Below are 13,615 nucleotides of genomic sequence, written 5' to 3'. Positions count from 1 at the left end.
TAGAATATCGCCGCGCACGGGATCAGGAATGAAAAACGGGGTTACTGAGATGGTCCGCCGCTTGAACTTCACCGTAGGGTGGAAGATCTTGTAGGCAGGTTCAAGGAGGATCATCGATATGCAGATTCGTTCGGTAGGGATTGACCTTGGCAAGACGACCTTTCACCTGGTGGCGCTCGGCGATAACGGCAAGGTGCTGCTGAAGAAGAAGTTCACCCAGAAGCAGCTGATCACGTTCACGGCGAACCTGCAGAGCTCGCTGATCGGCTTGGAGGCATGTGCCGGAGCGCACTTTCTTGGTCGTGCTCTGCGTGAACAGGGCCATGACGTGAAGCTCATTCCGGCTCAGTTCGTGAGGCCATTTGTGAAGTCCAACAAGAACGACTTCCTGGATGCAGAAGCTATCGCGGAGGCTGTCGATCGACAGAACATGCGTTTCGTGCCGATCAAGACAGATGACCAGCTCGATCTGCAGGCGCTGCATCGTGTGCGCGACCGCTTGATCACACGACGAACGTCCGTGATCAACCAGTTGCGTGCCTTCCTGCTGGAGCGCGGCCTAGTGTTCGCGAAGAGCCCGGCCAAGCTGCGCGAGCGTATGCCTGAGATCCTTGAGAACGCCGAAGAAGATCTCACTCCGCGGATGCGTAACCTGCTCGCTCTGCTTTGGAACGAGTGGAAGGATCTTGAGCAGCAGGTGGTCGATCTGAACCATGAAGTGGAGCTGATCGCTTCCAGTGATGCGGCATGCCTACGGCTCAGGCAGATCCCAGGCATCGGCCCTTTGGTCGCAACAGCGATCGTGGCTTCGATCGGCAACGGCGCTGCGTTCCACAAGGGGCGAGAGTTCGCCGCCTGGATGGGACTGGTGCCGAAGCAGTACTCGACTGGCGGCAAAGCAAAGCTCTACGGCATCAGTAAGCGAGGCAATCGCTACTTACGCAAGATCCTCATCCATGGAGCACGCGCCGTGGTCTTACGCTGCAAGCGAGAGCGGATTCCCATGGGAGCGTGGATGACGGCTCTTGAAACGAGAGCCCCACGCAACGTGCTCATCGTCGCGGCAGCCAACAAGCTCGCGCGGATCGCATGGGCGGTGCTATCGAGTGGCCAGGACTATCGGGCAGTTCAAGAGCCAGCTGCTGCGTAGGCAAGAGTAACCATCAAGATCAAGTTCTCCCACCGAGGTCTGCACCGGACAAGTAAGGATGAAAGAACAGTCAAAACGGCGCACCTGAAGCCTGTTTGCTCAAATGGCCCTTACACGGCCGAGGGGTTTCGAAGGACAGGTACGCGGCGTATCTCATCATGGCCAGGAGACACCTCTCCACACAACAGGTCGGATACATTGACGCAGACTTTCTTCATCCACCAACTTTTCCCTTGCAGTCAGACGGCGGACCATACATTTCGGCAACTTCGATTTTGAAGTTGCCCAAAAAGCTGACTTCAAGGGGAGCGATTGCTATCTGTCTCTTACTGAATCAAGCATGCAAGTTGATTATTGTTGTTTCTCACACATAGATTGCTCGTACGATTCCATGCTTGGAGGAACTTTGTGCTGAAAGCGCTTGATGCTCGTGCCTGCTGTAGTTTCGTGTTGTTGGGTCTGTTTGTGTCCAGCCCTGTCTCGGCTCAGACGGCGGTGCGGCCGCAACCGGATCGGCAGCAGTGGTATCTCAATGCCGGCAAGATGACCTACGTGGTCGGCGTCAATGAACAGGGCATCCTGCAATCGCTTTACTGGGGACCGAAGCTGAGCGACCGTGGTCTCGTGCCGGTGGCGAAGAGCCTGCCTGAACGTGCTTCCCAGTATCCTCCGGCAGCCACAACGCCACAAGAGTATCCGGCATACGGCGCCGGGATATTCCCGGAGACAGCGCTCAAGGTCAATTCGCCGAACGGGGATCGAACGCTCATTCTCAAATACGAGTCGGCAAAGGTAACTGGATCGGAGCTCGAGATCGTCCTGAAGGATACGAATGAGCCTCTGCGCGTACACCTGTACTACAAGACCTTCCCCGAGGGCGTACTGGCGCGCTGGTCACGCATCGAAAACACAGGCAAAGGCAGCTTCGGCATTGAGAATGCCGCGTCGGCTACATGGAATCTTCCCGCCGGCACAGGTTATGCGCATCGTTGGCTGACGGGGATGTGGGGCGGTGAGTTCCGGTTGAACGAGGAGCCGCTGAAGACCGGAAAGAGCGTGCAGGAAAGCCGTACCGGACACACGTCGCACGAAGCGAACCCGTGGTTTTCGATCGGCAAAGAGGGAGAAACGACCGAAGAAGCCGGTCCGGTCTGGTTTGGGGAGCTTGGCTGGAGCGGCAATTGGCAGATCGTCACCGAATATACTTCGCTGCACCAACCGCGGGTGACCGGCGGCTACAACCCATTCGACTTTCATTGGACGCTTGCAGCCGGCGCGTCGCTCGAGACACCGAAGTTCTACGCGGGTTACACGGATGGCGGCGATGGCGAGGCGTCGCGCATCCTGAGCCAACTTCAGTTGCAGGAGATCCTGCCCAAACGCGGTGAAGCGCGTGAGCCCAAGCCGCGTCCAATCATCTACAACTCCTGGGAGGCGACGGAGATGAACTTCACGGCCGACACGCAGATCGCGCTCGCCGAACGCGCCGCGAAGGTAGGCGTGGAGAGGTTTGTGATCGATGATGGCTGGTTCGGCAAGCGTGACGACGACCATGCCGGACTTGGCGACTGGACAATCACGCCGAAGAAGTTTCCGCAGGGGTTGAAGCCGGTCATCGATCACGTGCATGCGCTCGGCATGGATTTCGGCATCTGGGTGGAACCGGAGATGGTGAATCCAGGCAGCGATCTCTATCGCCAGCATCCGGAATGGGCGATGCAGTTCCCCAATCGCGAACATTCGGAAGAGCGCAACCAGCTGATGTTGAACCTGGCCCGGCCGGATGTGAAGGAGTGGATGTTCAACTGGCTCGACAAGCTGGTGAGCGAGAACGACATTGCTTTTCTGAAGTGGGACTATAACCGCATCTGGTCGGAACCGGGCTGGGACATGGCACCAGGTTCTTCGCCGGCGCACCCCAATACAGACGCGGAAAAGGCAATCTATCTCGAAGCTGTGCGCAACCTGTATGACGTGATCGACCGGCTTCGCGCGAAACATCCGAAGCTCGAGATCGAGTCCTGCTCAAGCGGCGGCGGGCGCGTGGACCTCGGCATTCTTGAGCGGACGGATGAGGTTTGGCCGAGTGATAATACGGACGCGCTCGACCGGCAGGACATTCAGTTTGGCTACACGCAGGCTTACACGCCGCAGACCATGGTGGCGTGGGTGACGGATGTGCCAAGTATGGATCACCGCATGGTTCCGCTGCAATATCGCTTTGTTGTGGCCATGCAGGGTGCGCTCGGCATTGGGGCAAACCTGACGAAGTTTTCTGATGCCGACTTGGCGCTCTCGGCGAAGCTCACAGAGTTTTACAAGACCATTCGTACTACGGTGCAACAGGGCAGACTGTATCGGCTTGCATCTCCGCTGACAGGTGATCCATCGCAGATGGAATATGTCGCACAGGACGGCTCACAGGCCGTGCTGCTGGCGTTTCTGCATAGTCAGCGATTTCGGCTGCCCTACCCCACCGTCCACCTGCGTGGGCTTGACCCCGACGCGATGTATCGTCTTCGTGCGTTGGACCCGGAGAAGTACACGGGGGAGGCGGTTCTATCGGGCTCCGTACTGATGGGGGCGGGTGTGAACTTGAAGCTCGAGGGCGATTATGACAGCACCGCTTTAGTCCTGGAGCGGCTCCCGTGATTTGATTCACCCATCGGGAAACAGCGTTTTCTGCAGGCTCAACCAAGTTGCCGAAAACGTGACTTCGCAGGAACATGTTCTGTTGACCGAGTTATGACCCGCACATCCAACGCCTCTTGAAACCGACAAGCGTCTCGGGCGTTGGCATTACGAAAGGCCGATGTTGCCCAGCAAGATCGTAGGCTTCCATACCTTCAATTTCCTACAGAAACCATTTGCTTGGGAACCAGGGTGTATCAGCGTTAACGTGGACGACGGCCCTTTCTTCAAAAGAAAAGCCCGCTCTTAAGAGCGGGCTTTCAAGCATCGCACCGACTATGGCTTCAGCGCAGACTCGATCGCCGAGATCACCTGTGGCGAATCCGGCGTCACGGCCGGCTCAAAGCGAGCGATCGGCTGTCCGTTGCGGGCGATGAGGAACTTGGTGAAGTTCCACTTAATCTCGCCGCTAACGTTGGGCGCCGCAGTGAGGTACTGGTAGAGCGGCGTCTTATCGTCGCCCTTTACCGAGACCTTCGCCATCATCGGAAACTTCACGTGGAACTTGGCGTTGCAGAACTCTCGGATCTCTGCATTGGTGCCGGACTCCTGGTTGGCGAAGTTGTTCGCCGGCACGCCGACGATTACCAATCCCTTGTCCTTGTACTTCTCGTAGACGGCCTCGAGCGCGGTGTACTGAGGCGTGAAGCCGCAGGCGCTGGCGACGTTAACCACCAGCAGCACCTTGCCCTTGTAGACACCTAGAGTGGTGGGGTCACCATCGATGGTGCTCAGTTTGAAATCGTAGACGGGCGCGCCGGTACCGGCCACGGCCACGCCGCTGAAGAACAAGAACATCAGCATCAGGTAGATCTTTCGCACGGCGACTCCAGAAAATCGTTATGTGCCCAGTGTAACCGTGCGGCTGATTTAAGTGGCAGCGCCGTCGCCGATGTTCGTACCAACTGCCATATGCCGTCGATAATGCCAAACGACCAGCAGCACGAAAAACGGAGTTTTCGGCAACTTCCAAAGCCGCGTACACAATCCTTTATCCGAACAACGAAGGGGCTGGGGGCTCATCGGCCCACGCCTCACAAAGCTCTGGGCCAATGTTCCTGACATTACCGACCTTGGGGTCTACCTTCCATGCCTCCAGACTCAGCAGAGAGGGCCTGAGCAGGTCAGTGGGTGGCGTAGCTGGGTCTACTGGAGCCAGCCATCTCTCGTAGTCCTCTGGGCGGAGGATGACAGGCATCCTCGTATGGATCGGCTCCATGACCTCATTGGGGTCCGTCGTGATGATGGTGAAGGTCTCAAGGGGCTGTCTCGCAATGGGGTCGTTCCAACTCTCCCATAGACCTGCCATGCCGAATAGCTTGCGATCTTTCCGCGCAATCGCCCATGACTGAGTTTTCTTGCGCTGGGGGTCTAGGCCCTGCCACTCGTAAAACCAATCGGCGGGAACGATGCAGTGCCGTCTCTTGAAGGCTTCGCGGAACGTGGGCACGGTGGCGATGGTCTCGGCGCGTGCGCTCGTCGATTTGAAACCTGTCTTGTCATCCTTCGAAAAGAAGGGAATCAGACCCCAGCGCATGAGCGTCAGTTCGCGGTCGCCTTCATCATCGAGACGCACAACGGGGAGGAACGTACTGGGCGCGACGTTGTAGTTCGGAGCCAGCACGACCTTCGGGTTCACCTTCTTCGCGTAGAAGGCGTCGGCGATTGATTGCTTATCTGACCTGAGTCCGTAGCGGCCACACATTGGGAAATTCTATTCGCAAAATTCGACCGACCGTCAACAATGCCAAACTCGTAATAATCGCTCGATGACTTGGTGATCAAGGCCATAGGCGAGGTGGGAGGCCAAACTCGAGGGCGAGCTCCAAGCCTTCGTTGATTGCCCGAAGAGTCTCTGGATTTCGGAACCAGTTGCGGTGTTTGAAGCTGAGGTCGTTTCTCTTCTTGGCGTCATACTGTTGGATCAAGACCCTTGAAGCGATTTCGAAAGCTTTTAGAAGAGCCATCTGGGGCGGTGTGTTTTCTGTGGCAAGCCACGTGTTTGGTTTCGCTAATTTACTCAGATCCTGATCCAGGCTCCAGCTTTGCTTGGCGTAGGTTTGACGCTCTAACTCCCCGACAGCGTAATAGACCAAACCTTTTCTCTCTAAAGCCGGGTGCATGGTCAATTGCTTCGAACGGTGCGTCTTTCTATGAGTCTCCCAGAAGTTCTTCACTTTGTCGCACGCGAGAAAGGTACCCGCTTTTAGGCTGAAGTCAGATTCTGTCAACGGACTATCAGGAGACTCAAAGATCTTGGTGTATAGGCCAGTTGAAGAGACGTCGAAGAGCTTGCTTGTCCCGCCCCACATGTCGTCTGGGCCAAATTGGAACGCGTATAGGGCCTTCGTAAGCTCTTCCAATGTGATCGCAATAGTATTTCTGTCCTTACGGCTGCGCTTATTCTTATACTCGTACTTGCGACCGAGGAGATTGACGCTATCGAACCGCCGCGCCATATCCTTTTGAACTTCGTCATTACTCCTGAAGTCCGCGATCTTCACAGCATTTTGGGTATTGTTGTACTTTGTTACTTCAGCTACGAATGGAACTTCGGCCGGATATTCGAAGGACATTAGCCGCAAAAGTACCCTGACCGAACTGACTGGTTTGTGATGCTTCTCTCCGGGCCGGTTCACGGCCACAAGCAGGGACTTTACGGTCTGTGCGCCATTGATTATGGACATCCGTTCACAAGTGAGGGTCCCCGCTTTGCTATCGGGCGATATCTTGCCAGCCACCGCCGTTACGCCGTTATTGAAATACTCGAAATTCAGCGGGTCTTTCAAAGCCGTATCAATGATTTGCTTATTCGTCTTTGTGTCGCCAACGTAATCTCGGATGTTCATAGTAAAGAGACTGGACTTGTGTGTTTGCAGCAGCTGTGCAAGGACTGCCCCGTTGACTTCGCCGACGTAGATCTCTCGGTCATCGCCTTCGAAATGGCACCAAGGTTTGTCATCTGAATCCGGAATCATCGGGATAATGATGGGGCGTTCAGAGAAGTCAGCAGAAGAAATTGCATCTCTAAGAGCTTGATTGAGTAGAGATTGATCAAGGTAATGAAGAAAACTGCGGTCCTTGAGATCGGGAAGATCAGGTATGTGAACCAGACCCTGCTTGACGCGGTCCTTCACCGCATCACCGGTCTTGGCCGACGTTATAAAGTAGACATTGAAGATGTCTTCTTCCCAGTTGATCTGACTAGCCAACTCAAGCAAATCCTTGTGTAGACTTTCTTGCTTGCCTTCCATGGCAAGATACAGGCGCTCGAGAATGTCACAAACTCGTCCAACAGATTCCGGAGACTCCGTAGCATCCTTACCCCGATACTTAGCCTGAATAATTAGGACTTGTCCGTCATCCGTCCGATACAAAAGATCGGCGCCCCCGTCACCAGAGCCATCAATGATGCTGCTCTCGAGTTCTCCCTCGTCATCAGGGACAATGCCAGGGTCGAGCTTGCCGAGAACTTCTTGAACAAAGAACATGATCATCTGACGAGATCGCTGGAATTGATTCAGATTGTCAAATTTGGTTCCAAGGGTTGCTTCTGTCCAAATCAGAAGACGGTCCTTAAACTGCTCTTTCATCTTGGTTTCTGGCTTCATCTGTGTCTTCGTGACTCACTCTCTAAGTTGAAATTAGAACATACGCACGAGTTCGGGGAGCCAAAGCACATCATAAGGCTCCCTCGGCGGAGACTATCGCGCGGATGGACAGGTATCTCCTATTCACAGCCCTCGAAGCAGCTTCGACAAACTCAATTGGAATCCGTCGGCGATGGTCTGCCTCTCTCGACAGACCACATAGAGCGCCTCGACAAGTTGCCCGAACCCAAGCTCAACTTTCCTGCTCAGTATTTGAAGATTGCTCCCAATTTCTCGATTGCAGGGGCAACGGTCAACGGAGCTCGATCTGTCGAAGTTTGAAGACGGGTACGAAGTCGCGGTGGAGGAATTGGTCGATGCAAAGCTGAAACATCTGCCCGTGCCGAAGGACGAAGGTGCACAGCCTTCGCGCGGCAACGTCGTGAACCTGATGGATGCGCTGCGTAAGAGCATCGGCAGTGACGAAGCCCAGGTGGGGAAGGCTACGAAGAAGCCCGTCGCCAGCGCAAAGCCCGAAGCGAAGAAGGGAATTGGCCTCGTGAAACCTGCGGCTAAGGCTGCGTCGAAGCGGAAGACGGCCTAGGGAATCTCTGCGCAAGTTCTCCGTTTGCGGCCTGATTGATTAATACTGTTGCCAGGGGTGAAGGACGGTGAAGCAGCAGAGTTTGGCGTCGCAGGCTGTGTTTGAGAGGTACGGGCGGAAGAGTCGGCGGGAGTTGTTTCTGGACGAGATGGAGCAGGTAGTTCCGTGGTCAGGCCTGCAATCGCTAGTCGATCCTCACTACGCGAAGGCGGGGAACGGGCGCCGTCCGGTGGGGCTGGGGATCATGCTGCGGACGTACTTTGTTCAGCAATGGTTCAACCTGTCGGATCCCGGGGTGGAAGAGGCGTTGTACGAATCTGCCGCGCTGCGCCGGTTCGTGGGCGTGGATCTCGGCGTTGCTCCGCCGCCAGACGAGACGACCATCTGCCGCTTCCGCCATCTGCTGGAGAAGCACGATCTGGGTGGTCTGATGCTGGAGGCTGTGAACGTGCATCTGGAGGCCAGGGGCATCCGCATTGCGACGGGCACGATCGTGGATGCGACCATCATCCACGCGCCTTGCTCCACCAAGAACAAGTCCGGCGAGCGTGACCCGGAGATGCATCAGACCAGGAAGGGGAACCAGTGGTACTTCGGTCTGAAGGCGCATATCGGGGTGGACAGCAAAGAGGGCGTGGTGCATTCGGTCTGCACGTCCGCGGCCTCGGTGGCCGACAAGCACATGCTGCCCGACCTGCTACACGGCGAAGAGCGCAAGGTGTGGGGTGACGGTGGCTATCAGGGCCAGACAGAGGCGATCCAGGAGGCCGCGCCACACGCGCAGGACATGACCTGCCGCAGGACGAAGTTCAAAAACTATGTGGACGAAGAAGCGAAACGAAAGAACACCACGAAGTCGAAAGTAAGAGCGAAAGTAGAACATGTGTTCCGCATCCTGAAACGCGTCTTCGGCTTCGACAGGGTACGCTATCGTGGCATCGCGAAGAACCATCACCGGCTCTGCGCGAACTTCGCCCTGATCAATCTCTACCTGCATCGCAAACGCCTGGCCCCGCTCGGGGCGTAGTGCGTCTGGAGGCCAGAAAACGGCCGCTCCAACACTTCAAATCAAATCGAGAACCAACCACTTCCGACATCACCAATCGAAAACCCCGCAACATCAAGCTCCGTTCGCCGCCGCCGTCCAATCAAACACCTGCGCAGGGGCTCCCTAGGTGTAAACGTCATATCCAGCGACCAGCAGAGTTTCGTTCACTTGAGCAAAGTGGCGAACAAAGCTTCCCAGTTTTTCATATACTCCGTAGCTATGGGTTTTGCGTTCTTTCCGAGGAGCGCCTGTTTTGTCCGTTTCGCGACTTCCACCTTCCAACCCGGTGCATTTAGCTCTATCTTGTTGGCCTTCGCCCATGCTTCTATCTGCGGCACTATTGGTGTTCCCGCTTTATATGAGTCAGCGAAACCTACCTCGGGGCCACGCTGCCACCGATCAATGACCTGCGCCAACACTTCACCGGGAATCAGGTCTTCGATTTCTGATCCATCTAAACCAGTGAATGTAGCCACTTCGAACACGCGATCTTTTGCATCGACGTACAGCGAGGACATCAGCTGCTGTGCCGTGACCTTCCCCGTCGCATCGCTGTCGAATAGTGCCACGGGCAAGGCCTCGTCACGGCTACTGAGAATACTCGCGACGACCTTCACACCTTTTGCTCCGCCAGCTGGTGGGAAGACCACCTCTTTATGTGGCGTGATTTTTCCTTGGCCTATCAGGATGTTTTTTATCGCACTGAGATACATCTGGTCCGATGTTCCTTCGACGATGACAACGGTGCAGCCTAGGAGCAGGCTTTCGGCGACAGTTAGGCCTAGCGCAGCGTAGACTGCGTACCCCGAAGCACGTTGTGCCTTGTCATCCCCTTCTGATTCCCTGAGATCTGGTGTGGCTTTGGTGGTCCCATCGGCCGCAACATAAACTTTCCGCGCTCGGTCCAGTCGGTCAGAGTCAATTAGAAAAGGCGAGTGTGTTGTATACACAAGTTGATTGCTCTCAGAAAGGCCATCGAAAAACGCCGAAAGGTCCTTCTGAGCTAGAGGATGAAGCGATGTTCCAGGCTCGTCGAGCAACAGGATAGCTCCGGCATGTGTGTCGCGACTTTCAACTAGGAAGACAAGATAAAAACTCAAGAACCACTGGAGACCGGTGCTGCGCCCTTCTAATTCAACTTCCTCGGGCCGCTTGTCGTCGGAAACCCAAATGCGGAAGTGATCGCCGTCAGCCTCAAAACGAAAACGATATTCACCTTGCTTCCACCACGAGCGGAACTCCTGCGTCAGCTTTGTAGACGCAGACTGGAGCAGAATGCTGCGCTCTTTCTTCTTTTCAGCAATTTCCGCGATTTCTTGTTCCGTTGGCTCTCGGTCCTTACCTGCTGGAGCTTGAAAATCTAAACCGAGTTCCAAAATCTCTTCCGGTTTCAAGCCAACAAATTCGAACAAAACTTTCAACGTGCGAACTTTTGCTTGCTCCTTTGCTCCTAGTTCGGCACGTTTCATGTTTTCGATTACGTGAGGGAGATATATCTCAGAGTCTAGATTCCCATAGTTTGTGTAGTAAACAAACGATGGCATCTCAGCATAAGCGAGGTTTCTGGCTTCTTGAACGTCGTTGGGAAGAGGGGCGGATAGCTCAATTCTGAAGGCCTCGATCTCTGCTTGCAGTTGAGCATAGCGCGGAGCTATTGAACTAGTTTTTGCTGTTCCTTCAATCGTCGGTAGAAGCGCGATCAGGTTGGCTAAATCGTCCATAGCGACGTTTTCTTTGGGCGATAAACCGCTGGAAGCTTTGGTAACGGTCGCTTTGATCCGGGCTGCCACTTCCTCTTCCACTTTCATCGGAGTGATCGCATTGATCTCAGTAGCTGCCGCAGACAAAACAGCGACAAGCCGTTCGCGTCTTACCGTACGGTACGTCGGAGCTTTCGGAAACGACACGTACGTTTTGTTCGAGAAGCTCTTCTGAATATGGATTTCTTCGAAATCGGCGGGGTCTGACTGGCACAACGTAGCGAGACGTTGGGCCAAATCTTTGTCGCTCGTAAATATGGCTTCGATGAAGATCGGTTTCGGTTCCATGCCCCGAAAGTCGTTGTAAGACTTGCGCGGATAATCAGCGGTTGGTTTGATCTCGCCATCTTTTGCAGGGTTCAACTTCCAGAGTGGTAAAAGCAAATTTGATTTGCCTGATTCGTTGATTCCGATAAGGGCGGTGACTCCGTCGGTTTCGATTACGCCACTGTCATCCACAGACCTGAAATTCTTCACTCTAAAAGACTTAAGCTGCATACCCATTTTTTTGTAGATCTCCGCTGTTGTTCCTCGAGTCTATTGCAACCGACGCCGAAATGACACTCCACAATCGTGTAACTTACCGCAAACAAAAGGCCATCTAAATAGGTTCTAGCCTAATCGGATATCTTTTGTGCTGTTTTTACTTGTCGAAATAGGGTTCTAAATCGATCATTTAGGCGCTTTCTAATATAGATAGGACCCTTTTTAGACGGTGCGTTTGGCTCGCACTACGGTCGGCGGAAAGTGGCGTCATCGCACCAAAACCGCTGCGTCTTCCATCCTAGGGGGAGATCTTTCTTAAGGATGGACAAAGTAATCGGCTCTGCCGCGACGTGCGATCGATATGGTTCATACAGTTGGATCTCGGCGGAAGGATCGCCTGAACGCGCCTTCCCGAGAAGGTCTTTGCAGACTTCTTCTCGGCTAAAAAGACGCACAATCCATTGCTAGCTCCTTGCGGTCAAAGAGCAGAGGAATACAACGTTCTGTTAGCGCTCCAGTGGTTCCAGCAACGGAGCGCTCGGCTTTTCTTCCTCGATCGCTGGAATGAAATTCGGCAAAATCTTTGCCTTCGCTGCTTGCTCATACGCGTAGCCGTATCCGAGCAGTCGCGCTTCGCTCCACGCTGGACCAATGAAGGATAAGCCTACCGGAAGTCCTAGCACCGCGCCCATGGGCACGGTCAAGTGCGGATAGCCCGCCACAGCAGCGAGTCCCCCCGCACCTCCACCGTTGATCTGATCCCCGTTCGCAACGTCTATCTTCCACGCTGGTGGCATGGTCGGGAACACCAGCGAATCCAGGTGGTTTGCTGCAAGCATCGCATCGATCCCATCGTGTCCGGCAATCCTAAGAGATAACGCGCGTGCAGCTTTGTAGGCTGGATCGTCCAGCCCCTTTGTTGCCTCGGACTTAATGAAGGTTTCCTGACCGAAGAGCGCGAGTTCGCGTTGGGCGTGAGTTGTGTTAAATGCGATCACGTCAGCAAGCGACCGCGTCTTCACCGTCTCGGGGGTTGTTGCGAGATAAACGTTCAGATCCGCCTTGAGCTCAGTTTGGAGTACCAACGTCTCCGCTTCGCCGATCTTGTCCTTGTCCTTGAGTTCAGTAACATCGACCAGCGTCGCGCCCTGCTTCTTCAGCACCGTCAGCGCCTGTTCAAACACCTCGTCGGTCTTCACAGACCAGCCTGTCGCGAAACGCAGCACACCAATCCGCGCACCCTTTAGAGCATCGGGCTTTAGCGCTGCCAAATAGTCGGCAACGTGCGCATCGGCGTCTTTCGTTGCCGAGTCCGCGGTGTCTGTCCCGGCAATTGCGCTGAGCACTCGCGCCGCGGTTGTAACATCGACAGCAATCGGCCCGGCGGTGTCCTGACTATGACTAATAGGAATGATCCGAGTGCGACTGACGAGACCAACCGTAGGTTTCAATCCCACCACGCCGTTCACCGCCGCCGGGCAGGTGATCGATCCATCAGTTTCAGTGCCGATAGCAGCATCAACTTCGCCCGCGGCCACCGCGGCCGCGCTGCCCGAGGAGGAGCCACAAGGATTCCGGTCTAGAGCATACGGATTGTGCGTCTGGCCACCCACCCCGCTCCAACCTGAGATCGAAGCATTTGAACGAATATTTGCCCACTCAGACAAATTTGTCTTACCGAGAATCACCGCATCCGCCCTGCGAAGGCGAGTAACCAGAGGCGCATCGCGATGCGTTACGTTGCCGAGGAGCGCCATGCTCCCCGCGGTTGTGGGTAGCGGCCCATCCGTTTCGATGTTGTCCTTCAACAGAATCACGCGTCCGTAAAGCAGCCCCCGCGCCTTTCTCTGCCGGTCGATTGCTCTAGCCTGCTCAAGCGCCGTCGGGTCGAGCGCGAGCACCGCATGAATCTTCGGATCTAATGTCCTTACTCGCGCAGTTGCTGCCTCGGTCGCCATCTCAGCGCTGGACGCTTCATTTGAGGAGCCGTTTGGAGCTAAGGTCTGTGCAGCACACGAAACCGTCAGCAGAAGGGTGAGCAAAGTTGAAGTCATGTCGTATGTTCTCACCTTCAAACACGGCATGCTAGATCACTCCTCACGAATCTCTGGGCTTATCCATGACGTTTGACTGGGAAAGATCGAAATCATCTTGCCACCAAGTCAGCTGCGCCTAGAAGACCAGGCAGCCAAGACCCTAATACCCTCTGGCGAGTGAAGGGTTCTCACGGATGGTAGGCCAGTTCTGGGATAGAAGATGGTGAGACATTCTTGAATCAAACCAGCA

At 55.0% G+C, this 13,615-nt stretch carries 9 protein-coding genes; 4 read left to right on the top strand and 5 right to left on the bottom strand.

The features are described 5' to 3' along the window. Nucleotides 1-118: 118 nt before the first annotated feature. Nucleotides 119-1,150, top strand: a complete 1,032-nt coding sequence (locus RBB80_RS01505) for an IS110 family transposase (RefSeq protein WP_433964350.1) — start codon at nt 119-121, stop codon at nt 1,148-1,150. Nucleotides 1,151-1,558: 408 nt separating this feature from the next. Further along, nucleotides 1,559-3,802: an alpha-galactosidase gene (locus tag RBB80_RS01500; protein ID WP_433966586.1), complete on the top strand. Its 2,244-nt coding sequence runs from the start codon at nt 1,559-1,561 to the stop codon at nt 3,800-3,802. A 315-nt stretch (nt 3,803-4,117) separates the two neighbouring features. Here the strand turns inward: RBB80_RS01500 and RBB80_RS01495 are convergent, their stop codons facing one another. From RBB80_RS01495 to RBB80_RS01485, 3 genes are all read right to left on the bottom strand, one after another. Continuing rightward, nucleotides 4,118-4,663 carry a glutathione peroxidase gene (locus RBB80_RS01495; protein ID WP_433966585.1) on the bottom strand — a complete coding sequence of 182 codons (546 nt, stop codon included), beginning with the start codon at nt 4,661-4,663 and terminating at the stop codon, nt 4,118-4,120. A gap of 169 nt (nt 4,664-4,832) precedes the next feature. Further along, a complete protein-coding gene (locus RBB80_RS01490) occupies nt 4,833-5,546 on the bottom strand; it encodes an SOS response-associated peptidase (protein WP_433966584.1) in 714 nt (237 codons plus the stop codon). A gap of 76 nt (nt 5,547-5,622) precedes the next feature. Beyond that, nucleotides 5,623-7,452, bottom strand: a complete 1,830-nt coding sequence (locus tag RBB80_RS01485; RefSeq protein ID WP_433966583.1) for an AIPR family protein — start codon at nt 7,450-7,452, stop codon at nt 5,623-5,625. 259 nt (nt 7,453-7,711) lie between these two features. Here RBB80_RS01485 and RBB80_RS01480 point away from each other — a divergent pair, with 259 nt between their 5' ends. Then, complete coding sequence (locus RBB80_RS01480; protein WP_433966582.1) at nt 7,712-8,035, top strand: hypothetical protein; 324 nt, start codon at nt 7,712-7,714, stop codon at nt 8,033-8,035. 67 nt (nt 8,036-8,102) lie between these two features. After that, entirely contained in the window at nt 8,103-9,062 is a 960-nt protein-coding gene (locus tag RBB80_RS01475; protein WP_433966581.1) for an IS5 family transposase, read from the top strand. Between the two features lie 185 nt (nt 9,063-9,247). On the opposite strand, the gene RBB80_RS01470 is transcribed toward RBB80_RS01475, so the two are convergent. Beyond that, nucleotides 9,248-11,347, bottom strand: a complete 2,100-nt coding sequence (locus RBB80_RS01470) for an AAA family ATPase (RefSeq protein ID WP_433966580.1) — start codon at nt 11,345-11,347, stop codon at nt 9,248-9,250. Nucleotides 11,348-11,835: 488 nt separating this feature from the next. Beyond that, nucleotides 11,836-13,383 (bottom strand): amidase, encoded by a 1,548-nt coding sequence (locus tag RBB80_RS01465; RefSeq protein WP_433966579.1) that lies wholly within the window; start codon nt 13,381-13,383, stop codon nt 11,836-11,838. Nucleotides 13,384-13,615 lie beyond the last annotated feature (232 nt).

Source organism: Tunturiibacter gelidiferens (assembly GCF_051013345.1).
GTDB lineage: Bacteria > Acidobacteriota > Terriglobia > Terriglobales > Acidobacteriaceae > Edaphobacter > Edaphobacter gelidiferens_A.
This window is presented reverse-complemented; position numbering and strand designations above follow the sequence as displayed.

Bases quoted from the DNA above. Each gene is read 5' to 3' on its own strand.
- RBB80_RS01505 (WP_433964350.1), top strand. From the start codon at position 119: ATGCAGATTCGTTCGGTAGGGATTGACCTTGGCAAGACGACCTTTCAC.
- RBB80_RS01490 (WP_433966584.1), bottom strand. From the start codon at position 5,546: ATGTGTGGCCGCTACGGACTCAGGTCAGATAAGCAATCAATCGCCGAC.
- RBB80_RS01485 (WP_433966583.1), bottom strand. From the start codon at position 7,452: ATGAAGCCAGAAACCAAGATGAAAGAGCAGTTTAAGGACCGTCTTCTG.
- RBB80_RS01470 (WP_433966580.1), bottom strand. From the start codon at position 11,347: ATGGGTATGCAGCTTAAGTCTTTTAGAGTGAAGAATTTCAGGTCTGTG.
- RBB80_RS01465 (WP_433966579.1), bottom strand. From the start codon at position 13,383: ATGACTTCAACTTTGCTCACCCTTCTGCTGACGGTTTCGTGTGCTGCA.